25 protein-coding genes are annotated in these 23,165 nt (G+C 64.3%); 17 read left to right on the top strand and 8 right to left on the bottom strand.

Annotated features, from left to right (window positions below; all coding sequences use genetic code 11):
* The 6 genes from recN (at position 1) to HH800_RS14640 (ending at position 6,026) form a co-directional block, all read left to right on the top strand.
* Positions 1 to 1,662 (top strand): DNA repair protein RecN, encoded by a 1,662-nt coding sequence (gene recN / locus HH800_RS14665; RefSeq protein ID WP_169861514.1) that lies wholly within the window; start codon positions 1 to 3, stop codon positions 1,660 to 1,662.
* An 85-nt stretch (positions 1,663 to 1,747) separates the two neighbouring features.
* The gene (locus HH800_RS14660) at positions 1,748 to 2,122 is read left to right on the top strand and encodes a putative quinol monooxygenase (protein ID WP_169861513.1); all 375 of its coding nucleotides are present in this window, start codon (positions 1,748 to 1,750) and stop codon (positions 2,120 to 2,122) included.
* Between the two features lie 66 nt (positions 2,123 to 2,188).
* Positions 2,189 to 2,380, top strand: a complete 192-nt coding sequence (locus HH800_RS14655) for a hypothetical protein (protein WP_037511320.1) — start codon at positions 2,189 to 2,191, stop codon at positions 2,378 to 2,380.
* On the top strand, positions 2,377 to 4,488 hold the full coding sequence (gene ligA / locus HH800_RS14650; RefSeq protein ID WP_169861512.1) for an NAD-dependent DNA ligase LigA: 2,112 nt from the start codon (positions 2,377 to 2,379) through the stop codon (positions 4,486 to 4,488). Before HH800_RS14655 ends, ligA begins: the two co-directional genes overlap by 4 nt.
* A 114-nt stretch (positions 4,489 to 4,602) precedes the next feature.
* A complete protein-coding gene (locus tag HH800_RS14645) occupies positions 4,603 to 4,920 on the top strand; it encodes a hypothetical protein (protein ID WP_004211293.1) in 318 nt (105 codons plus the stop codon).
* A 77-nt stretch (positions 4,921 to 4,997) separates the two neighbouring features.
* On the top strand, positions 4,998 to 6,026 hold the full coding sequence (locus tag HH800_RS14640; RefSeq protein ID WP_169861511.1) for an acyltransferase family protein: 1,029 nt from the start codon (positions 4,998 to 5,000) through the stop codon (positions 6,024 to 6,026).
* Here HH800_RS14640 and HH800_RS14635 read toward each other — a convergent pair.
* Positions 6,023 to 6,415, bottom strand: coding sequence for a winged helix-turn-helix transcriptional regulator (locus HH800_RS14635; protein WP_136187799.1), 393 nt, complete (start codon positions 6,413 to 6,415; stop codon positions 6,023 to 6,025). The two genes, HH800_RS14640 and HH800_RS14635, sit on opposite strands and share 4 nt — an antisense overlap.
* A gap of 110 nt (positions 6,416 to 6,525) precedes the next feature.
* Here HH800_RS14635 and HH800_RS14630 point away from each other — a divergent pair, with 110 nt between their 5' ends.
* Positions 6,526 to 7,137, top strand: a complete 612-nt coding sequence (locus HH800_RS14630; protein ID WP_169861510.1) for an NAD(P)-dependent oxidoreductase — start codon at positions 6,526 to 6,528, stop codon at positions 7,135 to 7,137.
* Between the two features lie 135 nt (positions 7,138 to 7,272).
* Here HH800_RS14630 and yghU read toward each other — a convergent pair whose 3' ends face one another.
* From yghU to HH800_RS14610, 4 genes are all read right to left on the bottom strand, one after another.
* Positions 7,273 to 8,142, bottom strand: a complete 870-nt coding sequence (gene yghU / locus HH800_RS14625; protein ID WP_169861509.1) for a glutathione-dependent disulfide-bond oxidoreductase — start codon at positions 8,140 to 8,142, stop codon at positions 7,273 to 7,275.
* Positions 8,143 to 8,257: 115 nt separating this feature from the next.
* On the bottom strand, positions 8,258 to 8,695 hold the full coding sequence (locus HH800_RS14620) for a universal stress protein (RefSeq protein WP_169861508.1): 438 nt from the start codon (positions 8,693 to 8,695) through the stop codon (positions 8,258 to 8,260).
* Between the two features lie 359 nt (positions 8,696 to 9,054).
* Positions 9,055 to 9,384, bottom strand: a complete 330-nt coding sequence (locus tag HH800_RS14615) for a hypothetical protein (protein WP_169861507.1) — start codon at positions 9,382 to 9,384, stop codon at positions 9,055 to 9,057.
* Positions 9,374 to 9,658, bottom strand: coding sequence for a hypothetical protein (locus HH800_RS14610; RefSeq protein ID WP_169861506.1), 285 nt, complete (start codon positions 9,656 to 9,658; stop codon positions 9,374 to 9,376). Before HH800_RS14610 ends, HH800_RS14615 begins: the two co-directional genes overlap by 11 nt.
* Before the next feature lie 787 nt (positions 9,659 to 10,445).
* On the opposite strand from HH800_RS14610, the gene groES reads away from it, so the two are divergent.
* From groES to HH800_RS14595, 3 genes are all read left to right on the top strand, one after another.
* Positions 10,446 to 10,733 (top strand): co-chaperone GroES, encoded by a 288-nt coding sequence (gene groES, locus HH800_RS14605; RefSeq protein ID WP_004211301.1) that lies wholly within the window; start codon positions 10,446 to 10,448, stop codon positions 10,731 to 10,733.
* A 92-nt stretch (positions 10,734 to 10,825) separates the two neighbouring features.
* Positions 10,826 to 12,469 carry a chaperonin GroEL gene (gene groL, locus HH800_RS14600; RefSeq protein WP_004211302.1) on the top strand — a complete coding sequence of 548 codons (1,644 nt, stop codon included), beginning with the start codon at positions 10,826 to 10,828 and terminating at the stop codon, positions 12,467 to 12,469.
* 224 nt (positions 12,470 to 12,693) lie between these two features.
* Positions 12,694 to 14,685, top strand: a complete 1,992-nt coding sequence (locus HH800_RS14595; protein ID WP_169861505.1) for a putative bifunctional diguanylate cyclase/phosphodiesterase — start codon at positions 12,694 to 12,696, stop codon at positions 14,683 to 14,685.
* Between the two features lie 3 nt (positions 14,686 to 14,688).
* Here the strand turns inward: HH800_RS14595 and HH800_RS14590 are convergent, their stop codons facing one another.
* The gene (locus HH800_RS14590; protein WP_099234150.1) at positions 14,689 to 15,624 is read right to left on the bottom strand and encodes a crotonase/enoyl-CoA hydratase family protein; all 936 of its coding nucleotides are present in this window, start codon (positions 15,622 to 15,624) and stop codon (positions 14,689 to 14,691) included.
* Between the two features lie 235 nt (positions 15,625 to 15,859).
* Between HH800_RS14590 and HH800_RS14585 the strand changes: the two genes are divergently transcribed.
* Both HH800_RS14585 and tgt read left to right on the top strand, forming a co-directional pair.
* A complete protein-coding gene (locus HH800_RS14585) occupies positions 15,860 to 16,042 on the top strand; it encodes a hypothetical protein (RefSeq protein ID WP_017502262.1) in 183 nt (60 codons plus the stop codon).
* Between the two features lie 59 nt (positions 16,043 to 16,101).
* Entirely contained in the window at positions 16,102 to 17,232 is a 1,131-nt protein-coding gene (gene tgt / locus HH800_RS14580) for a tRNA guanosine(34) transglycosylase Tgt (protein WP_099234149.1), read from the top strand.
* 7 nt (positions 17,233 to 17,239) lie between these two features.
* On the opposite strand, the gene HH800_RS14575 is transcribed toward tgt, so the two are convergent.
* Together HH800_RS14575 and HH800_RS14570 are read right to left on the bottom strand one after the other, a co-directional pair.
* Entirely contained in the window at positions 17,240 to 18,793 is a 1,554-nt protein-coding gene (locus HH800_RS14575; RefSeq protein WP_169861504.1) for a sensor histidine kinase, read from the bottom strand.
* A gap of 59 nt (positions 18,794 to 18,852) precedes the next feature.
* Positions 18,853 to 19,047, bottom strand: coding sequence for a NepR family anti-sigma factor (locus tag HH800_RS14570; protein ID WP_004211312.1), 195 nt, complete (start codon positions 19,045 to 19,047; stop codon positions 18,853 to 18,855).
* Positions 19,048 to 19,379: 332 nt separating this feature from the next.
* Here HH800_RS14570 and HH800_RS14565 point away from each other — a divergent pair, with 332 nt between their 5' ends.
* From HH800_RS14565 to HH800_RS14550, 5 genes are all read left to right on the top strand, one after another.
* Positions 19,380 to 20,174, top strand: a complete 795-nt coding sequence (locus HH800_RS14565) for a response regulator (RefSeq protein ID WP_004211315.1) — start codon at positions 19,380 to 19,382, stop codon at positions 20,172 to 20,174.
* Positions 20,175 to 20,266: 92 nt separating this feature from the next.
* Positions 20,267 to 20,398, top strand: a complete 132-nt coding sequence (locus tag HH800_RS29375; protein ID WP_268932888.1) for a hypothetical protein — start codon at positions 20,267 to 20,269, stop codon at positions 20,396 to 20,398.
* An 82-nt stretch (positions 20,399 to 20,480) separates the two neighbouring features.
* Complete coding sequence (locus HH800_RS14560) at positions 20,481 to 21,230, top strand: sigma-70 family RNA polymerase sigma factor (protein ID WP_004211318.1); 750 nt, start codon at positions 20,481 to 20,483, stop codon at positions 21,228 to 21,230.
* Positions 21,231 to 21,312: 82 nt separating this feature from the next.
* Positions 21,313 to 21,570, top strand: a complete 258-nt coding sequence (locus HH800_RS14555; RefSeq protein ID WP_169861503.1) for a hypothetical protein — start codon at positions 21,313 to 21,315, stop codon at positions 21,568 to 21,570.
* Positions 21,571 to 21,775: 205 nt separating this feature from the next.
* Positions 21,776 to 23,164: a TIGR03013 family XrtA/PEP-CTERM system glycosyltransferase gene (locus HH800_RS14550; RefSeq protein WP_004211321.1), complete on the top strand. Its 1,389-nt coding sequence runs from the start codon at positions 21,776 to 21,778 to the stop codon at positions 23,162 to 23,164.
* Position 23,165 lies beyond the last annotated feature (1 nt).

Below are 23,165 nucleotides of genomic sequence, written 5' to 3'. Positions count from 1 at the left end.
ATGCTGACCTCGCTTGCCATCCGCAATGTCGTGCTGATCGAGGCGCTGGACCTGGAGTTCGGCGCCGGCCTGTCCGTCCTCACCGGTGAAACCGGCGCGGGCAAGTCGATCCTGCTCGATTCGCTGGGGCTGGCGCTCGGCGCCCGCGCCGACAGCGGTCTTGTCCGGGCAGGGGAGGCGCAGGCCAGCGTCACCGCCAGCTTCGATCCGCCGCCCGCCGGCCATCGCGCTGCGCTGCTGCTGGCCGACAATGGCATCGACATCGAAGCCGGCGAACCGCTGCTGATCCGCCGCACGGTGAAGGCTGATGGCGGCAGCCGCGCCTTCATCAACGACCAGGCCTGTTCCGCCGCGCTGCTGCGCGATCTGGGCGGCGCGCTGGTCGAGATCCACGGCCAGCATGACGATCGCGGCCTGCTCAACGCCCGCGGCCACCGCGCGCTGCTCGACACCTATGGCCGCTGCGAGGCGGAGGCGGTCGCCATTGCTCATGCCGCCTGGCGCGCTGCCGCCGCCGATCTGGCGCAGGCGCGCGACACCGTCGCCAATGCCGCGCGCGATCGGGACTATCTCGACCATGCCGTCGCCGAACTGTCGAAATTCGCGCCCGAGGCCGGTGAGGAAGCGACTTTGGCGGAGGAGCGCGCGACCATGCAGAAGGGCGCGCGCCTGTCCGATGACCTGTCCGCCGTCACTGATTGCCTGACCGGCTCCGACGGTGGCCTCGCCCAGTTGCGCCAGGCGGCGCGCCGGCTCGACCGGATCGCGGGCGAATATGAACCGCTCTCCGCCGTACTGGAGGCGCTGGACCGCGCCGTGATCGAAGCGGGCGAGGCGGAGGATAAGCTGGCCGAGGCGGCCGAGGCGCTGAGCTTCGACCCCGCCCGGCTGGACGCGATCGAAACCCGGCTGTTCGACCTGCGCGGCCTGGCCCGCAAGCATCAGGTCGCGCCCGACGATCTTGCCGCGTTGCGCGACGAGATGGCCGCGCGCCTCGCCGCGATCGAGGGTGGGGAGGAGCATATCGCCGCGCTCGAAGCCGATGTCGCGCAAAAGGCCGCAACCTATCGCGCCGCTGCCCAGGCTCTGTCGGCCGAACGCCAGCTTGCCGCCGGCCGGCTCGATGCGGCGGTCGCGGGCGAACTGGCGCCGCTGAAGTTGGACGCCGCCCGCTTTCGCACTGTCGTAGCCCCGCTCGACGAAGGGCAATGGAGCGGCGCCGGCATGGACCGGGTCGAGTTCGAGATTTCGACCAATCCCGGCGCCCCCTTCGCGCCGCTCGCCAAGATCGCCTCGGGCGGGGAACTGTCCCGCTTCATCCTCGCGCTCAAGGTTGCGCTGGCGGAGCGGGGCGGGGCCGACACGCTGATCTTCGACGAGATTGACCGGGGCGTCGGCGGCGCGGTGGCCGATGCGATCGGCGAGCGCCTGTCGCGCCTGGCACAGAGCAACCAGATCCTGGTCGTCACCCACAGCCCGCAGGTCGCGGCGCGCGGCGCGGGCCATATGCTGATCGCGAAATCGAGCGACGGCACGGTGACGCGCACCGGCGTCCATGCGCTGAGCGATGGCGAACGCCGCGAGGAAATCGCCCGCATGCTCTCCGGCGCGGAAATCACCGCCGAAGCGCGCGCACAGGCGGAACGGTTGCTGGAAGCTTGACTCCCACCTCCGTTCGGTTCGAGCTTGTCGAGAACCAGAGTGCAGGGTTCTCGACAAGCTCGAACCGAACGGGGAGGATAGCCGCATGACCCATAATCGCAGAGACATGCTCGGCCTGACCGCCGCGACGCTGGCCGCAACCGCCATCCCCGCCGCCGCGCAGGAGGCAAAGCCGCGCTACGGCCTGATCGGCCAGATGCTCAGCGCGCCCGGCAAGCGCGACGAACTGGTCGGTTATCTCAAGGATGCGATCGGCGCGATGCCTGGCTGTCTCTCCTATGTCGTGGCGCTCGACACCGCCAATCCCGACGCGCTCTGGATCACCGAAGTCTGGGACAGCCGCGAAAGCCATGCCGCCTCGCTGAAACTCCCCGCCGTCCGCGCCGCCATCGCCAAGGCCCGCCCGATCATCGCCGGCTTCCCCCAGCATTTTGAAACCGTGCCGGTAGCGGGAATCTGAATTCTGATATCATAGTTTCAACCGGGTGCCCGCCTTTGCAGGGCGCTCTCGACGAGGGCGTAGCGCATGCCACTTACGTTGGCGCAATTCCTATTTTCGATCCCTGTTACGCTGGGAGTGTTGTTTCTGCCGTTTCTCGTTGGAGGAATGTTGAAGAACCGTCCTTTGAAGCCACTTTTGATAGCTTATGTGATCGTCAGCGCGCTATTGGTGGCTTTTTTCTCTATCCTCGCCTTGTTTGAGCATCTGAATAAATGACTGATCCTACGCAAATTACTGAAGCCGAAGCCGCCAACCGCCTGATGCGCCTTGCCAGGGAGGTGGCGAAGCATAACCGCCTCTATCATGACCAGGACGCGCCGGAGATCAGCGACGCGGACTATGACGCGCTGATCCGCGAGAATAACGCGCTCGAAGCGGCCTTCCCGCATTTGATCCGCGCCGACTCGCCCAACGCGCAGGTCGGCGCTGCCGCCACCTCGACGCTGAAGAAAGTGCCGCACGCGGTCCGCATGATGAGCCTCGACAATGGCTTTGCCGACGAGGATATCGCCGAGTTCGCCGCGCGCGTCCGCCGCTTCCTCGCGCTGGCCGAAGACGCGCCGGTGGCGATGACCGCCGAACCGAAGATCGACGGCCTGTCCTGTTCGCTGCGCTATGAGCAGGGCGAACTGGTGCTGGCCGCGACCCGCGGTGACGGCACCACCGGCGAGGACGTCACCGCCAATGTCCGCACCATCGCCGACATCCCGCAGCGCCTGACCGGCGAAGCCATCCCCGACCTGTTCGAGATACGGGGCGAGGTCTATATGGCCAAGGCGGATTTCGTCGCCCTCAACCAGCGGCTGCTGGACGAGGCGGAGGATGCGGACAAGGCGCGCCAGTTCGCCAATCCGCGCAACGCCGCCGCCGGATCGCTGCGTCAGAAGGACGCCAGCGTCACCGCCAGCCGGCCGCTGCGTTTCCTGGCCCATGGCTGGGGCGCCCATAGCGCGCTGCCCGCCGACACCCAGTTGGGCGTGATGCAGGCGATTGCGAGCTGGGGCCTGCCCGTGTCCGACATGCTGGTCTGCGTCGATAGCATCGACGCCATCCTGGCCCATTATCGCGCGATCGAGCGTGCCCGTGCCGATCTGCCCTTCGACATTGACGGCGTTGTTTACAAGGTCGACCGGCTCGACTGGCAGCAGCGGCTGGGTTTCGTGGCCAAGGCGCCGCGCTGGGCGATCGCCCATAAATTCCCGGCCGAACGCGCCCAGACCACGCTGGAGGCGATCGACATCCAGGTTGGCCGCACCGGCAAGCTGACCCCGGTCGGCCGCCTGACCCCGGTGACGGTCGGCGGCGTCGTCGTCTCCAACGTCACGCTCCACAATGCCGACGAGATCGAGCGGCTGGGCGTGCGGCCGGGCGACCGCATCGTCGTCCAGCGCGCCGGCGACGTCATCCCGCAGGTGGTCGACAATCTGACCCGCGACGAAGTGCGCGACCCCTTTCCCTTCCCCACCCATTGCCCGGTCTGCGGATCGGAAGCGGTGCGCGAGGAGGAGGAAGTCGATTATCGCTGCACCGGCGGCCTGATCTGCGCCGCCCAGCGGTTCGAGCGGCTGCGCCATTTCGTCAGCCGCGCCGCGCTCGATATCGAGGGGCTGGGCGAAAAGACGATCGAGGAATTTCTCGACCTTGGCTGGATCAAGGAGCCGGCCGACATCTTCCGCCTGCGCACCCATGCCGGCGAACTGCTGGGGCGTGAGGGCTGGAAGGAAAAGTCGGTCGACAATCTGCTCGCCGCGATCGAGGCCAAGCGCGCGCCCGACGCCGCCAAGCTGCTGTTTGGCCTCGGCATCCGCCATGTCGGCGCCGTCACCGCGCGCGATCTGTTGAAGCGCTATACGACGCTCTCCGCGCTGCGCACCCTTGCCGACGAGATCATTGCCCTGCGCGATCAGGATTATGAGACGCAGGCCAAGAAGGACAAGGCGATCGCCGAGCATATCGGGGTCGAGAATGTCGGCGCCGCCGTCGGCCATGCGCTCGCCGATTTCTTCCACGAACCCCATAATGTCGAGGCATGGGACGATCTGCTGAGCGAAGTGTCACCGCCGCCTTATGTCGTCGAGACCACCGCCAGCGCCGTTACGGGCAAGATCATCGTCTTCACCGGCAAGCTGGAAACAATGAGCCGCGACGAGGCCAAGGCACAGGCCGAGCGCCTCGGCGCCAAGGCGGCGGGATCGGTCAGCGCCAAGACCGACCTGGTCGTCGCCGGTCCCGGCGCGGGATCGAAGCTCAAGCAGGCGACCGCGCTCGGCATCGAGGTGATCAGCGAACAAGACTGGGCTGACATCGTCAGGGCGGCAGGCTAGAGCATTTTCGAAGCAGATGGTATCATCTGCTGGCTCGGAAAATGCGGAAAATAAAAGGAAAGTAGAGCATAATCCATTCAGAATGAATGGATTATGCTCTATAGGGCGATCATCATGTCAAACAGCAACAACAGTGGCACCGTCCTGGTCGACGGCGCGCATTATGATTGGGAAGTGCGGCGCGAACCGCAATGGAGCGATGCGGATGGCTGGCGCGGCATGACCGTCGCCCTGCAGCAGCAGGGGACGCAGCGCGGTGCCGTGCTGGAATTTCCGCCGCCCAAGCGCCTGCTCAAAGGACTGGCGCGCGGCCGGCTCCAGATCAACGACGCCATCGTCGCGCGTGGCGTACGCGCGGCGCTGGCGGCCGGCTGGGAACCGGAATCGCGCGGCAAGCCGATGCAGTTCATGGTCGACGCCGACGGCAATTGATGCCGGCGCCCCAGGGCGGGCGCTATCGTTCACGCAAATTTACCCAATCTTATCGCGTGGGGGCGTAGGGCAGGGGGATGATGGGGCAGGGTCGGACGCGATTGCAGGAACTGGACGCGTTGCGCGGCATCGCGGCCTTTTCCGTGCTGCTCTTCCATTATTTCAACATCTATCCCAAGCTCTTCCCGCAAGGGCATCGCCTGCCGCCCTTGTTCGAACATGGCGGCTATGGCGTGCTGCTCTTCTTCGCCATTTCCGGCTTCGTCATCGCCTTCTCGCTGGAAGGAACGCGCAGCGCCGCCGATTTCGCGGTCAAGCGCTTCGCCCGTCTCTTTCCGGTCTATTGGGCGGCAATGGCGCTCTCGATCGGCATCGTCCTGCTGCTGGGCGCCGGCCAGTTGCTGCCGCCCGCCTGGGTGATCCCGGTCAACATGACGATGCTGCAGGGCTATTTCTATCTGCCCGCAGTCGACGGCGTCTACTGGACGCTGGGCGTGGAACTCGCCTTCTATTGCTGCATGCTGGCGATCTGGATGGGGCGCGGCTTTGCCCGGCTCGAATGGCTGCTGCTCGGCTGGCTGGCGATCAAGGCCGCGATTGCCGGCTGGCACGCGATGCCCAGCCGCCTCGTCATGCTGCTGGTGCTCGACTATATCCCCTTCTTCATCATCGGCATGCTCTTCTATCGCATCTGGTCGGGCCATCGCCGCTGGGGCCAGCAGGCGCCCTTCTTCGTGGCGGCGCTGGCGACGATCGCCTGGGCCGACCCGCGCGAATATCTGGTCGCGGCGCTGCTGGTGATGGCGATCTTTGCCGCGATGCTGCGCGGCTGGCTGCCCTTCCTGCGCCATCGGCTGCTGCTCTGGCTGGGCGCGATCAGCTATGCGCTCTACCTCATCCATCATAATGCCGGGCTGGCGATCATGAACCTGGTCGACCGCGCCGGCCTGTCGACCTGGATCGGCCTGCTGCTGGCAACCGCGGTCTCGCTGTTGCTGGCGAGCGCGCTCACCTATGGCGTGGAGCGTCCCGCCGCCCGTCGCATCAACCGCTGGTGGCGCGACCGCACCGCGTCACAGGGCCAGCGCGCCACCCAGGCCGGTTAGGCGGCCTCGACCTCGCGTGCGTCATGCGCCCGGCGCGCGTCCATGATCGCGCCGACATGGCCCTCGGCCCAGCGCGTGATCTGGTCCAATATGCCGATCAGCCCCTGCGCCATCTCCGTCAGCCGATATTCCACCGTCACCGGCACCGTGGCATAGGCAGCGCGGCTCACCAGTCCGTCGCGCTCCAGGCTCTTCAATGTCTGGGACAGCATCTTCTGCGAGATCGCGCCGATCCGCCGGCGCAGATCGTTGAACCGCACTGGCCCGTCCTTCAACGTCAGCATCACCAGCACCGCCCATTTGTCGCCGATCCGGTCCAGCACATGGCGGGTCGGGCAATCGGGATCATAGGCGTCGCCGATCCGGGGCAGGGGCGTGGGCGCAGTCATGGCAGGCGGTATCCTCGGCGTAACCAGGTGATGGCAAAGTGCCTTCTTGCGACTATGATATCAGGATCGCTATCTGGTTTCCATTGGTAACTACCCATGGAGAATGGAACATGAAGATCGCGATCATCGGCGGCAGCGGCCGTGCCGGGCGGGAAATCAGCGCGGAACTGGCCCGCCGCGGCCATCAGGTGACGGCGATCTCGCGCCATCCCGAAAATGCGGTGCAGGATGCCGGCGTCGCTGCCGTCGCCGGCGACGTCAAGGACGCCGCCGCGCTCGGTGCGCTGCTCGCCGGCCATGATGCGGTGGTGAGCGCCGTCATGTTCGCGGACACCGATCCGGCATCGCTGGTCGGCGCGGTGCGCGCGTCGGGCGTGGCCCGCTATCTGGTGGTCGGCGGCGCCGGCAGCCTGGAGGTGGCGCCGGGCGTCAAGCTGATCGACACGCCGGACTTTCCCGAAGCCTATAAGGCCGAAGCCGGCCGGGGCGGCGATTTCCTCGCCTATCTGCGCGGCGTGGCGGATCTCGACTGGACCTTCCTCTCGCCCTCGGCCCTGTTCTTCGTCGGCGATCGCAAGGGCCATTTCCGCCTCGGCACCGACCAGTTGCTGGTCGACGGCGAGGGCCATAGCAGCATTTCCTATGCCGACTATGCCATCGCGCTCGCCGACGAGATCGAAACGCCTCGGCACATCCGCCAGCGCTTCACCGTAGGCTATTGATGAAATTCCTCCCCAAGCTCGGCTTGGGGAGGGGGACCGCCGCAGGCGGTGGAGGGGCCGGTGCGTGACCGCGCACCCTGCCCCTCCGTCCGTGCTTCCCGTTTCTCGACAGGCTCGAAACGAACGGAAGGGGTGTCAGGCAACCCCCTCCAGCTTGTCCTGCGTCTTCGTGGCAAAGTCGCCGGCGTCATGCCGCTCGTGCAGCTGATCCTCCAGCGGCCCGTTGGTCTTGTTGACGATCCGCCCGCGCTTCACCGCCGGGCGCGCATCGATCTGCTTCGCCCAGCGCAGCACATGGGTGTAGCTGCCCGCGTCCAGAAACTCCGCCGCGCCATAGACCCGGTTCAGCAGCACGCCCGCATACCAGGGCCACACCGCGATATCGGCGATCGAATATTCGTCGCCCGCCAGATATTCGTTGTCCGCCAGATGCCGGTCCAGCACGTCCAGCTGCCGCTTCACTTCCATCGTGTAGCGGTTGATCGGATATTCGTATTTTTCCGGCGCATAGGCGAAGAAATGGCCAAAGCCGCCGCCCAGGATCGGCGCGCTGCCCATCTGCCAGAACAGCCAGCTCAAGGTCGCGGTGCGCTTGGCCGGATCGGTCGGCAGGAATTTGCCGAACTTTTCGGCCAGGTAGAGCAGGATCGCGCCGGATTCGAACACGCGCTGCGGCGGCGACACGCTATGGTCCATCAGCGCGGGGATCTTGCTGTTGGGATTGACGTCGACAAAGCCGCTGCCGAACTGGTCGCCATCGCCGATGCGGATCAGCCAGGCATCATATTCGGCCTGCGTGACGCCCGCCTCCAGCAATTCCTCCAGCAGGATCGTCACCTTCTGCCCATTGGGCGTGCCCAGCGAATAGAGCTGGAGCGGATGCGGGCCGACCGGCAATGCCTTGTCATGGGTGGGGCCGGCGATCGGCCGGTTGATATTGGCAAAGGCGCCGCCCTTGTTTTTGTCCCAAATCCAGACGGCGGGCGGGGTATAGCTGTCGGTCATGCGGGCATCGCTCCGATAAGGGCCTGTTCCAATAAAGGCCTGGGATGCCCGGCAGGTAGGAACGGCGCTCGCCCGCCGCAACCGAGCGCCGCTCAACCCCTGTTGATTATTTCTGCTATTCCGCTGCCTGCGTCCGCACCACCAGCACGCTGACCGGCGACTGGTGGATGATCGCCGACGCATTGGACCCCAGCAGCTTGGATGTGAGCGAGGGCTGGTGCGATCCGATCACCACCAAGTCGGCCTTCAGCCGCGCCGCCTCGCTCAGCACCTCGTCGCGCACCCGCCCGCGCCGGGTCAGGAAATGGGTGCGATCGAGCGCCAGCCCGGCCTCGCTCGCCCATGTCTTCATTGCCGCCAGCGCATCGCGCTCCTCATTCTCGTCGAAACTGCCGTCCAGCAGTTCGGAATAGCGGGTCGGCAGATAATAGCGGACATAGAGCAGATGGACGACGCCCTGCTTCCCCGCCACATCGGCCGCGCCGGCAATGGCGGCACGGGCGAGGTCGGGGGCGTTGACATCGACGGCGGCGACGATCGTGGCATAGGACATGGCGCTCTCCTCTTATCGCTTATGCGCCGTCCAACCCGTGACGCGCGCGCGGGATGCCCCAGCCATCAAAGATTCCCGACGCGACATGAATAAGGACATGCCGCAATCGCCGGGCAATGGAGGAGGGGGCGCAAATCCGGCCATTTCCACCCGTCGCTGAGATGGCGGAGTTGGGTAGGAAGCTGGCCACCTGTTTCACAGCGTCATCCCCGCGCAGGCTGGGTCACCAGCTTCGGACCAGATGCGAGGTCAGGAGATGGATTCCCGCCTGCGCGGGAATGACGGAGTGGGTGGGGAGTGGACTGTCGGCTTTTGGCCCCTAATCGGCCGAGCAGACATATGATCGCCTTCTGCTCAACCTACACGGCCCTGATCTCGTTAACGACGCCGTCGAACAGGCCAAGGTATCTCGCTTCCAAATCCGCGATAGAAAGCGAAAACATGTGTGCCGAATGAGGCAGGCCAGCTTCCTTGGCAGCGACGTGACCGTCCCTCATAAACGATGCAAACAGATCAATCGCCGTGGTTAAATCGCCTGCATTTCGCATTCCGTAATCAGCAACCCACAAGCAATAGGTCACGCGCTGGATCGAAGTCATAGCTGCGAAGCCGATCTCCGCCTTCGCGCTCACGATTTCGTCGGTTGCGTCAAGCAGCCATGTCTCATTGTCGCGATCGTCATGCGTCATCGATGGCATACCTGATAAGGCGTTCGCATCTAACGCGCTCCGCAGTTTCGTCGCCCTCTGCTAACCCCGCGAAATCTTCCAAGAGATCACGCGCGATAAACGTTTCGAGAAAATAGCTGTAAACTATCCCTGATCGTTCGATGTCATCGGTCGCGTCTGGCGCAGGGTTGATAACGATAGCGTCTGCAAAGCACCCCCAAGGCTTGGCAGCGTAAATCGTGCCATCGTCGTCACTCCACTCCTGCGTGCTTTTCAGCAATTCAATCAAATGCACCCGGCCATCTCCGTCCGCTTATGACGAGGCTAGCGGTGGATTCTGGCGGCGGCAAATGGTCGTTAGCTGTCAAAGCCGGATATCGTCATTGCGAGCGGAGCGAAGCAATCCACTGGCGCGAGATGGATTGCTTCGCTCCGCTCGCAATGACGGGAGATGCTCGCTTCGTGTCACCCTGTCCTACATGCCCGATTTCTGATCTACCCTGCGCGATGGACCAGCGCCTTTCTTCGCATCGCCGCCTCTGCCTCGCCTGTAGCCTCATCGATGCGCGGCAGGCGCCTATGTGCCGCGTCGCCGCCGCCCCGCCGCCGCATGACGGGCGCGTGCCACCGACCCGCGCCCCCACACCCCCGACGCGCGACAGGCGCGTGGTCGACGCGTTCCCGGCGCGTTGGCGGTGCAAAGGCCCCGGAAACCCCGTTTACACTGTGAACTTCGACAGGCGCGTGGCCCTGTGCTGTTACCAGTCCTGCCGCCTGTCGCGTCGCAATCGTCGTCCGGTCCGTCGCGCCCGGCATGACGGGGCAGGGTGATTGCTGTATGGCCCGCACGCCGGTCCGATCGATCCCCGATCCATCGGGACGGCGAAAATTTTTATCCCGTCCCGCCCTTGACCGGCGAAACGACTTTTCCATATGCATGCCGCTAGCACTCTCCATCCGCGAGTGCTAACAATGAGAGAGTTCATCGGGAGAAGGACAAGGCGGGGCACAATATCGCACGGGGATATTCCTCTTGCGGGCCGCGCCGGACCCATCCCAGCACAAAGGGAAAGGCAATCATCATGGCATTCCGTCCGTTGCATGACCGCGTTCTCGTTCGCCGCATTGAAGCGGAAGCGAAGACGGCCGGTGGCATCATCATCCCCGACACCGCCAAGGAAAAGCCGCAGGAAGGCGAAATCGTCTCCGTCGGTTCGGGTTCGAAGGCCGAAGACGGCAAGGTCACCCCGCTGGACGTCAAGGCCGGCGATCGCGTGCTGTTCGGCAAGTGGTCGGGCACCGAAGTCAAGGTCGACGGTGAAGACCTGCTCATCATGAAGGAATCGGACATTCTGGGTATTGTCGCCTAAGCAGGCGACGGGCTGGGTATCGTCGCCTGAGCGACAGCAACCCGCAGAATTTCGGTTTTCCATTTTTCCCTATATTTCAAAGGAATTAGATCATGGCAGCGAAGGACGTAAAGTTTTCGCGTGACGCTCGTGAGCGCATCCTGCGCGGCGTCGACATCCTGGCCGACGCGGTCAAGGTGACCCTGGGCCCCAAGGGCCGCAACGTCGTCATCGACAAGAGCTTCGGCGCCCCCCGCATCACCAAGGACGGCGTCAGCGTCGCCAAGGAAATCGAACTGAAGGACAAGTTCGAGAATATGGGTGCCCAGATGGTCCGCGAAGTCGCTTCGAAGACCAACGACATCGCCGGTGACGGCACCACCACCGCGACCGTCCTGGCCCAGGCCATCGTGCGCGAAGGCATGAAGTCGGTTGCCGCCGGCATGAACCCGATGGACCTGAAGCGCGGCATCGATCTCGCCGTCGCCAAGGTTGTCGAGGACATCCAGTCGCGCTCGAAGCCGGTTGCCGGTTCGGCCGAAGTTGCCCAGGTCGGCATCATCTCGGCCAATGGCGACAAGGAAGTCGGCGAGAAGATCGCCGAAGCCATGGAAAAGGTCGGCAAGGAAGGCGTCATCACCGTGGAAGAGGCCAAGGGCCTCGACTTCGAGCTGGACGTTGTCGAAGGCATGCAGTTCGACCGCGGCTATCTGTCGCCCTACTTCATCACCAACCCGGAAAAGATGGCTGTCGAGCTGGCTGATCCGTACATCCTGATCCACGAGAAGAAGCTCTCGAATCTGCAGTCGATCCTGCCGATCCTGGAAGCCGTGGTTCAGTCGGGCCGTCCGCTCCTCATCATCGCCGAAGACATCGAAGGCGAAGCGCTGGCGACCCTGGTCGTCAACAAGCTGCGCGGCGGCCTGAAGGTTGCTGCGGTCAAGGCACCGGGCTTCGGCGATCGCCGCAAGGCCATGCTGGAAGACATCGCCGTCCTGACCAAGGGCGAAGTGATCTCGGAAGACCTGGGCATCAAGCTCGAAAACGTCACCCTGGGCATGCTGGGCACCGCCAAGCGCGTCACCATCGACAAGGACAACACCACCATCGTCGATGGCGCCGGTGATGCCGACTCGATCAAGGGCCGTACCGAGCAGATCCGTGCGCAGATCGAAGTCACCACTTCGGACTATGACCGTGAAAAGCTGCAGGAACGCCTGGCCAAGCTGGCTGGCGGCGTGGCCGTCATCAAGGTTGGCGGTGCGACCGAAGTCGAAGTCAAGGAGCGCAAGGATCGCGTCGACGACGCCCTGCACGCGACCCGCGCTGCCGTCGAAGAAGGCATCGTCCCCGGTGGTGGTACCGCGCTGCTCTACGCGACCAAGGTTCTCGAAGGCGTCGCTGGCGCCAATGACGACCAGACCCGCGGTATCGACATCGTCCGCAAGTCGCTGACCGCGCTGGTTCGCCAGATCGCCGCCAACGCCGGCCATGACGGTGCTGTCGTCTCGGGCAAGCTGCTCGACCAGACCGACACCTCGTTCGGCTTCAACGCGTCGACCGACACCTATGAAAATCTGGTTGCCGCTGGCGTCATCGACCCGACCAAGGTCGTGCGCACCGCGCTCCAGAACGCTGCCTCGGTTGCTGGTCTGCTGATCACCACCGAAGCCGCGGTTTCGGAACTGCCCGAAGACAAGCCCGCCATGCCCGCCATGCCGGGTGGCATGGGCGGCATGGGCGGCATGGACTTCTAATCAGTCCTGCGCTTGTTGCGAAAATGATGAGGCCGGTGGAGCGATCCACCGGCCTTTTTCGTGCCCGTCCTTTCCGCTGTCCTACAGCCTGTTTCCGGCCCCATATGACAGTGCCTTGGCCGGGGAGGAGAGGGGGATATTGTTGATCGGGCAGCGGAATTGATCTGCTTTGGTGGGCATCTGGTTTACCAAATCTCAAGGCTGATCCGCCACTATGCTGGCACGTGTCACGCCTCGTCCGCCATCTGTGCGCAGTCCTGCGCGCGCGCTTTGCGCCCCGTACCCAGCAGAATGCTGAGGTGCAGGATAGCCTCGTCAAAGCGCTTTATGCCTCCCCGGCATCGCTGCTTTCTGGCGCGATTTCAGGAGGTTCACTCAGTCTCGTGATCGCCTGGCAGGCCCATGTCCTGACCATGCACATCATCGCCGCGTTGGTCCTGATCGTGGGAATCAGTCGCTCCATTTCGGCCGTCTATTTCCAGCGCGCGCTGGCGCATCAGGATGGTCCGGCGCGTCCGATCTGGGGAATCGCCTATGAAATGGGGGCCTGGATCTATGCCGCGCTGCTCGGGCTGCAATCGCTCGCGACGCTGACGATCAGCCAGAATGCGACCCTGCATGTCCTGGCCGTCGGCATGGTCGCTTCCTATGCGGGCGGCATTTCCGGGCGCAATGCCGGCCGGGTCCATGTCGCGGTCGGCCAGACCTGCTTCACCATGCTGCCGACCTCGATCGGCCTGCTGATCGCTGGTGGCGTCGGCTATGTCGTCCTTGGCGTGCTCTGCTTCCTGATGATCTTCGCCATGGCGGAAATCACCAAGACCACCCACCGCATCGTGCTGGAAGCGATGCAGGGCAAGCAGGAGAAGAGCAACCTCGCGATCAAGTTCGAGCGGCTGGCCCGCTATGACAGCCTGACCGGGGTGGAAAACCGCATGGCGATGCAGATGCGGCTGCGCGACCTGTTCGACAATCGCATTTCCGATGCGGATCAGACCGCCGTCCTGTGGATGGACCTCGACCGGTTCAAGGAAATCAACGACACGCTGGGCCATATCGTCGGCGACCAGCTGCTGTGCCAGGTGGCCGAACGGCTGACCCGTGCGCTCGACCGGCGCGGCCATGTCGCGCGTTTCGGCGGCGACGAGTTCGTGCTGATCTGCCCCGGCGTCAGCCGCATCCAGGCGGAAGTGATCGCGGGCGACATCACCCGCATTCTTGCCGGCGATTTCGAAGTCGGCGGCCATCACCTGACCATCTCCGCCTCGATGGGCATTGCCGTCGCGCCCGAAGATGGCGCCGATGGCGACGAACTGCTGCAGCATGCCGACCTTGCGCTCTACAAGGCCAAGCATGCCGGGCGGAACCGCCATGCCCAGTTCGACTGGACCATGAAGGAGCGGCAGAACCGCACCTATGAGCTGGAGACCGGGCTACGCAGCGCGCTCGCCAATGGCGAGCTGCAACTTCATTATCAGCCGATCTTCGATACCGAGACCGGCCGGATCACCATCTGCGAGGCGCTGATGCGCTGGCAGCATCCGGAACTGGGCTGGATTTCCCCGGCCGAGTTCATCCCGATCGCCGAAAGCTCGGCCCTGATCGAGCCGATGACCAACTGGGCGCTGGCTCAGGCGTGCCGTGACGCGATGGGCTGGGACGAGGATATCCGGGTCGCGGTCAACATCTCGCCCGCGCTCATCAAGACCGACGGCCTGCCGCGCGCCGTCATTTCCGCTTTGCTCCAGTCGGGGCTCAAGGCGCGCCGGCTGGAGCTGGAAGTCACCGAATCCATCTTCCTGGAAGATGACCGCCGGACCCATCTGATCCTCAGCGAATTGCGCCGCATCGGCCTGCGCCTCGCGCTCGACGATTTCGGCACCGGCTATTCCTCGCTGGGCGCGCTGCGCACCCATGAGTTCGACACGATCAAGGTCGATCAGAGCTTCATGCGCGGCGTCGGTGAAAATCCCCGCGACCGGGCGATTGCCCAGTCCGTCGCCTATCTGGCCCGCGCGCTGGAGGTGGAGACGGTGGCGGAGGGGATCGAGACCGAGGAACAGTTGCGCTACGCCCGCGAAACCGGCTTCACCAACGTCCAGGGCTTCGTCCTCAGCCGACCGGTCCCGATCGGCGAGTTGCAGGCCCTGCTCAACCGCAACAGGGCCGATATCCATGACATGGCGGCGCTGATCCGCCAGCGCCGCCTGGCCTGATCCCTATTTGGTCAGGCGCGTCTGGGCCGACGCCAGCCGGCGCATCATGCGGATATCCTTTAGGTCGGTCTTGAGCGCCGAAGCGGCCCAATTCTCGACAATATCCTTCAGTTCGTCATGGTGCAGCGGATCGACCCGGCGCCCGGCTTCATAGACGCCGACATGGCCGGCATGGTGCGGGCGATTGCGGGTGACGAAATCGCGCACCGCCGCTTCCCCCTCGCCATCCTCGACCAGCGTATGGACGATGCCCATGTCGAACATCTCTTCCGCGGTGAAGACCTTGCCCGACAGGATCATGCGCTCGGCCGCCAGCCGGCCCAGCTTGCGCGACAGGATCGAATAGGCGCCCATGCCGGGGAACAGGCCGAACAGCATTTCGGGCAGGCCGAAACGGGCGCTGCGCTCGGCGATCACCACGTCGAAACAGAGCAGCGCCTCGAACCCGCCGCCCAGCGCATCGCCCTGCGCCAGCGCGATCGACACCACCGGCATGTCGCCGTTGCGCCAGGTGCGATGGACGACGTCGATGCAGGCATGGCCATATTGGACCAGGCCGGGCAGGTCGCCGCGTTCGATGCAGCCGGCGAACAGTTCGAGGTCGCCGCCCAGGTTGAACACGCCGGGGAAGCGGGAGCCGGCCACCATATATTTGACCGGCAACTGGCCGGCATCGAACAGCCGCTTGGTCTCGGCATACCAGTAGCGGACGTCGCGCAGCATGGTCATGCTGAAATTGGGGCGATTGGCCGGCGTCATGAACGCCCAGAGCGTTTCGGATTCGGCCTCCCACTGCACGTCGATCTGGCCGAGGTCGAACAGTTGGGAAGGGGCGGGGGATGACGTTACGGCATCCTCGCCAAAGCTTTCGATCTCGAATGCCGCTTCGACCTCGGTCGCGCGCTCGTCAGCTGCACTAAAGCGTCCTGAATCAATCATGTGCGCCCCATTTTTCTCTTGAATCTGAACCTTCGACGGTCGGCGCTTATGATGCAGTGCGGGACAAATAGTTGACAGATCATTAACCATTTTTATCCGCAACTGTTGCCCGGAAAGCGCGGTAAATGCGCCGAAATGGAGATTGTTGTTGCGATATCGCAACAGAAATTTTCGTTTCCGCTTTTCAACCCCTCTGCTCAGCCCTTTGTTAACCATTGTTAATTAGAGCGGTCGCATGGACATGCATCGCCTTCCGGCCCGCAAGAATGTGACACTCACGCTACAGGATGCGCAGGGCCAGCCCTGGACCTTGCGCCTGTCCGCCGATTGTCTGCGCTTCATCGGCCGCTATCGCAGGGTCGAGGGGTTCGACATCGACGCGATGACCCTGTTCGACGGCGTCCGCCGGGCGGGCTGAAACGGCGGTCAGGCCGCGCCGCTCTTGTGCGCGCGGGCGTTCGCTCCTAGAGCGCGGCGATGACCAAGCCCCGCTTTTCCTTCTCGATCGCCGCCACCGACGGCAAGGCCCGCACCGGCGCGATCCAGATGCGTCGCGGCGAGATCCGCACGCCCGCCTTCATGCCGGTCGGCACCGCCGCCACCGTCAAGGCGATGCGCCCGGCCGAAGTGCGCGCCACCGGTGCCGACATCATCCTGGGCAACACCTATCATCTGATGCTGCGCCCCGGCGCCGAACGCATGGCGCGACTGGGCGGACTGCACGGCTTCATGGGCTGGGACCGGCCGATCCTGACCGACAGCGGCGGCTATCAGGTGATGAGCCTGAGCGCCCTTACCAAGATGAGCGAGGAGGGGGTCGCCTTCTCCAGCCATCTCGACGGCTCCAAGCATATGCTCAGCCCCGAGCGCTCGATGGAGATCCAGCGGCTGCTCGACAGCGACATCGTCATGGCCTTTGACGAATGCACCAAGAATGGCTGCACCCATGACGAGGCCGCCAGGTCGATGGAGCGATCGATGCGCTGGGCCAAGCGCTCGCGCGACGGTTTCGATGCGGGCGGCGACCATGCCGATCGCGCAGCCCTGTTCGGCATCCAGCAGGGCTCGCTTAACGAAGGACTGCGCAAGATTTCGGCGGAAAAGCTGATCGAGATTGGCTTTGACGGCTATGCCGTGGGTGGCCTTGCGGTGGGCGAGGGGCAGGAGGCGATGTTCGCCACGCTCGACTTCGCGCCCGACATGCTGCCGCAGGACAAGCCGCGCTACCTGATGGGCGTGGGCAAGCCCGACGACATCGTCGGCGCCGTGGAGCGCGGCATCGACATGTTCGATTGCGTGCTGCCGACCCGGTCGGGCCGCAATGGCCAGGCCTTCACCTGGGCCGGCCCGCTCAACATCCGCAACGCCAAGTTCAACGAGGATCTGGGCCCGCTCGATCCGCGCTGCGGCTGCCCGGTCTGCGCGACCTGGAGCCGCGCCTATCTCCATCATCTGGTGAAGTCGGGCGAGATGCTGGGCGCGATGCTGATGACCCAGCATAACATCCATTTCTATCAGGAACTGATGCAGGGCCTGCGCGACAATATCGCGGCGGGCACATTATCGACCTTCACGGCCGATTTCCGCCGCGACTATCAGCGGGTCTGACGCTTTTTCAGGGAATGACGCTGATCGCGATGCTGTAGCAGCCCGCTTCGGCATCATGATCGAGCGGGGAGCGGAGCTGGCGCGACAGGCCGGTCAGCACCCGGCCATAACGTTCGTTCAGCAATAAAGTCACTTCCGGCCCGGCGCGCAGCGCGGGCGACGCCATCTGCAACAGGGCGCGGTCGTTCCGATCGGCCTCCAGATGCACCGAAATCCGCATCGTCGCGCGCGGATCGGACAGCATCGCCAGTTCGACCAGTTCGGTCACCAGGAAGGCGACCGGAACGGCGACATCCTGGCTGATGTGCAGATCATCGTCGCTGTCGATCTGGATGCCGAAACGGCGCGCCTCATGCGGGGCGGTGCCGCGCAGGCTGGCGGACAATTCGCTGATCAGCGGACGCACGCCGACGCCGCGATTTTCCTCCAACTCGGCAAAATGGTTGCGATGGACGACCGACAGGGCGTCGACCCGGCGCTGGATCGACCCATAGGCCGAAACTGCTTCGGGCTCATGCGCCGACCGGGCGTGCAGGCTGATCAGGCTGGCGATGATCTGCAGGTTGTTCTTGACCCGATGATGCACCTCGCGCGTCAGCTTGCGCTGGGTGTCGAGCGCGGCGGCCATTTCCGCCTCATGGGTGGCGACATCCTCGCTGATCTCGCGGAATGTGTCGCCCAGGTCGCTGATCTCGTGCGCGGGCGTGCGGATGCGCCGCAGCGGCTCCAGCACTTCGCCAGGCTGATAGGCGGCAACCTGGCGCCGCAGCAGCACCAGCGGGCGGATCAGCAGCCGATTGACCACGAACCAGCCGATCGCAGCGGCCGCGAACCACATCACCAGCGGCAGGAACAGCGACAGCAATCGGGCGATCGTCGCCGGCGGCTCGCGCACCGTCATGGTCAGCAATATGTCGGGCGGGTCGAGCCGGGCGGACAGGCTGCTGCTATGGCCGTCGATCCGACTGCCGGGGCGGCTGACGATCATCTGCCGCTCGCCCTGGCGCAGGCTCAGTTGCCGGTTCTGCAGCGCGGTTGCCGGATCGGCGACGCTTTCGAGATGCGGCCGCGAATAATAGGCCAGCGCCGCGACGCGATTGTCATGGCTGTGGGTGCGCGACAGCAGGAAGTCGCCGGACGACAGTAGTTCGACACGCGGACCGATGAAGCGGCGCGTGGGCGGAATGCCGGCCGGCTCCGGCGTGGCCGATCCGCACAGCTTCTTGCCCGATCGGTCATAGATATAGAATCGGATGCCGCTGCGGTCCTGCGCGGTAAGGAAGAAGGAGAGGCGGTTGCAGATTTCGCCGTCCGCCTTGCCATCGGCCAACGCGTTGACGGTCAGGCCCAGCGCGGTGCGATCGGCGTTGAGATCGGCGGTCAGCTTGCGCGCGCTCTGGGTCACGGCGACACGCAGCAGCGCTTCCTTCTCCAGGTCGGCGGTGCGGATCGCCTGCAGCGACGCCACCAGTGCGATCAGCCCCAGCGGCAGCAGCGCGAGCGTCAGGATGAGGAACATCTTGACGCCGGTGGACCGGAGATAGACGCCGAACATGGTCATGGGGGATCGAGAGGGTCCTTGTACGGGCGGCAGGGAAATGCCGCCCCGACCAGCGTTGATCAGTCCAGTTTGCTGAGCAGGTCCAGCATTTCGGCGGGAATATCTTCGTCGACCGTGCGCTGATAGACGGACTTGAGCACCTGGGACACCTGGGCCTCGTCCTTTTTCGCGGCCGTGCGGCGCTTGCGTGGTTCGGGCGCAGTCTTCATGTCGCGGTCGCGGATGGTCGTGCCGACGTCAATATCCCCTCCCATCCTGTCCCGTTCCGTTGTTGAAGAAACCAAAATCAGCCCCTTTGAAGCTAAATCCGTGACGCCAGCCTGTCCGCTATTTCGCCGCAACGCATAGCGGCGTCAATTCACCAAGCTGGGCAAATTTCACCAAAAAGCCGTTACCGTCGAAAAAACCGAACGAGAGTGAAACAAATCTTGGTGTCGATGGTTCCGGCATTCGAAGCATTTTTTGCACCGTCGGTCATTCGGCGGCAGGGGGAGAGGGGCTTGCCAGCGCGGCATCGTCATCCCATCCTCCGGCGGAGCCGATGTTTCGGACAACAGGCCCGACAGGGCAGGGAGAAGACTTACCGATGTCGCTTGGACAGCAACTGCACCCCCATCTTCCTTTCTTGCGGCGCTATGCGCGCGCGCTGACGGGCAGCCAGACTCATGGCGATGCCTATGTCCGCGCCACGCTCGAAGCGATCGTTGCCGCGCCGGAGGAGTTTCCCAGCGGTGTCGATCCTCGCCTCGGCCTTTACAAGACCTTCCATGCGATCTGGTCGTCCTCGCACCTGGATGACGAGCCCGGCTTCTCGGGTTCGATCGGGCAGGAGGCGATCGCCCATGCCCGATTGGCCCGGCTGACCCCGCTGCCGCGCCAGGCGCTGCTGCTGACCGCGCTCGAAGGCTTCACGACGGAAGATGCCGGCTATCTGATCGGCCTCGACACCGCCGATGTCGAAGCTCTGGTCGAGGAGGCGCTGGAGGAGATCGAGGCGCAGACCCGTGCCAAGGTTCTGATCATCGAGGATGAGCCAATTATCGCGATGGATATCGAGACGATCGTGCGCGACCTTGGTCATGATGTGACCGCCATCGCCGTCACCCGTGAGGATGCGGTGCGCGAGGCGCTGGCGGAACGGCCCGGCCTGGTGCTGGCCGATATCCAGTTGGCCGATGATTCGAGCGGCATCGACGCGGTGAAGGACATTCTTGCCGAATTCTCGGTGCCGGTGATCTTCATCACCGCCTTCCCCGAACGGCTGCTGACCGGCGAGCGGCCCGAGCCGACCTTCCTCATCACCAAGCCGTTCCAGCGCTCGACGGTCAAGGCCGCGATCTCGCAGGCGCTTTTCTTCGACGAGGCGACCGCCCCGGCCTGACCTGTCTTCCCGCCGGCCGATCCTTTGTGACGGTCGGCGGAACCCTCCCGGCTTTAACGCGTTAAATATGCGTAACGATTCGGAGAGGGCCGATGGCCGACGAGGAGCAGCATATCTCCACGCAGGACGCACGGGGCGGCGCTACGCCGCACGTCGTTCGCTATGTGCTGGGCATTTGGCTCGCACTGGCCGTGATCGTGATGCTGCTGGTTCTCTGGCGGTAAGGCAGTGGAAAAAATGGGCGTTTCTAGGGGTATCTTGGGAATTGGCCTTTGGCGGTAATCGAACTAGGGTGCGGATGCATATATGGCTTTGACGACTTCGGTTCATGCAGCGAGGGCGACAGTCGAAACGGGGGTTGCTGCCGTGGATGAAGGGCTGAACCAGGCGCCGCGCGAGGCACTGTCGGACGGCGAGTTCAAGCGTGAACTGGCCGCGGTCATTCCGCATCTGCGCGCCTTCGGGCGATCCCTGTCGGGCAATCGCGACACCGCCGACGATCTTGTCCAGGAAACCCTGCTCAAGGCCTGGGCCGCCCGTGCCCGCTTCCAGGCCGGCACCAACATGCGCGCCTGGACCTTCATCATCCTGCGCAATCATTATCTCTCGCAGATGCGCCGTTCGCGTTTCCGCGGCGATTGGGACGACCTGACCGCTGACCGGCTGCTCGCCGCGCCCGCGGGGCAGGACAAGCATGTCGAACTCAGCGACATGCAGCGCGCCCTGCTGCAATTGCCCCAGCCCCAGCGCGAGGCATTGATCCTCGTCGGCGCGGGTGGCTTTGCCTATGAGGAAGCGGCGGAAATCTGCGGCGTCGCGGTCGGCACGATCAAGAGCCGCGTGGCCCGCGGTCGCGCCGCGCTCGAACAGATATTGGAGGAGGGCGCGCTGCCCTCGCGCCGGACGCAGGAAACGACCGATACGGCGGTGCTGGACGAGATCATGGACGATGTCGATCGCCTGAGTCGTGGCCGCATTTCCGACAATCTGGTCGACCATGGTGCCGCCGACGACGATGGCGATGACGACATGGGGGGCAAGACCGCCGAGGATTGAGGGCGGGATGCACTTGCCCCGGCGTGATCGGGAACGATCCGCCCGGCTTGTCGGTTGAAAGGCCATGGGAAGGATGGAAGCCATGGGCAGCGACCCGCAACATCGACAGGATCGGACCGGGCGACGCTCGGATCGTCCGCAAGGCAGCGGCGGCATCGTCTTCGCGCTGGTGGCGCTGGCCCTGATCCTGGCGATCGGCTTCTTCTACCTCACCAACGAAAGCCGAGAGGATCGGCGCGCCGACGCCATTACCCAGGCGGCGGATTCGCTCGACAATGGTGCCCGGATCGTGGGTGAAGCCGCGCGCAATGCCGCGGACAAGCTGCGCAACAACAACTGAACCTCCTTGCGATCGGGCGGGACAAGGCGATCCGGTGTCGCCTTGATTTACAGTCACTGGCGCCATCTTCAGATTTTCTTTGCCATTTTCAGGCAGGGTCTGAGCCCTGTCGGATTTCCTTACAGCTTGTTGTAAGGCTGGGCCGACTCCAGTTGGCGGCCCTTCCCGACCGGAGGGGCGGTGCTGCGGGAAGAAGCGCGATACGATGATCAGGCTGTTCAAACATTATGTCCCTCATGCGGTGCTGCTGCTCGGCCTGCTCGATTTCCTGCTGCTGATCGGCGCGGCGGAAGCGGGCTGGATCCTGCGCGCGCATCAGATCGGCATGGATGTCGAGCCGATCGCGACCCGCATCGGCCCGCTGCTGAGCTTCGCCTTCGCCATCCAGACCGGCATGATCGCGGTCGGCGTCTACAGCCCCGAAGCGCTGCAATCGATCCGCTTCGCCTTCGCCCGCCTGCTCGTCGCCATCTCGCTGGGCGTCATATTCCTCTCGGTCATGTATTTCCTGCTGCCCGGCATCACCCTGTGGCGCTCCAATTCGCTCTACGCGATGGGGCTGGCGATGGGGCTGCTGCTGCTGGCCCGCATGCTGCTGGGGTCGCTGCTCGGGGGTGAGGCGTTCAAGCGCCGCCTTGTCGTGCTGGGCGCCGGCCGGCGTGCCAATCGCATCCGCGACCTGGAACAGAAGCGCGGCGCCGGTTTCCTGGTGGTCGGCTATATCGCCATGAACGACGGCGACCAGGTGGTGGAGGAAGCGATCAACCGCACCGCCATCTACAACATGTCCGATTATGTGGTGCGGCTGAACGCCAGCGAGGTCGTGCTGGCGCTGGAGGAACGGCGCAACGCCATCCCCATGTCCGACCTGCTGCGGATCAAGACCACCGGCGTCCATGTCAACGATCTCTCGACCTTCCTGGAGCGCGAGACCGGGCGCGTCGATCTCGACAGCGTCAATCCCAGCTGGCTGATCTTTTCCGACGGTTTTTCCGCCGGTCGTCGCCTGTCCAGCATCGCCAAGCGCATCTTCGACATCATCGCCAGTTCGATCCTGCTGCTGCTGACCGGCCCGATCATCCTGTTCGCCGCCTTGCTGGTGAAGCTCGACAGCCGTGGCCCGGCTTTCTACCGGCAGCAGCGCGTCGGCCTCTATGGCCAGGAATTCTGGATCGTGAAGCTGCGCACCATGCGCCAGGATGCGGAGGTCAAGGGCCAGGCAGTCTGGGCGGAGAAGGATGATCCGCGGATCACGCGCCTGGGCTATTGGCTGCGCAAGCTGCGCATCGACGAACTGCCGCAGAGCTGGACCGTGCTGAAGGGCGAGATGAGTTTCGTCGGTCCGCGCCCGGAACGGCGCCAGTTCGTCGAGGATCTGGAACAGCATCTGCGCTATTATGCCGAACGGCACATGGTGAAGCCCGGCATCACCGGCTGGGCGCAGATCAACTATCCCTATGGCGCGTCGATCGAGGACGCTCGCCACAAGCTCGAATATGATCTTTATTATGCCAAGAATTACACGCCCTTCCTGGACCTGCTGATCCTGATCCAGACGGTGCGGGTGATCCTCTGGCCCGACGGCGCGCGCTGAG

This window comes from Sphingobium yanoikuyae (assembly GCF_013001025.1).
GTDB classification, from domain to species: domain Bacteria; phylum Pseudomonadota; class Alphaproteobacteria; order Sphingomonadales; family Sphingomonadaceae; genus Sphingobium; species Sphingobium yanoikuyae_A.
This window is presented reverse-complemented; position numbering and strand designations above follow the sequence as displayed.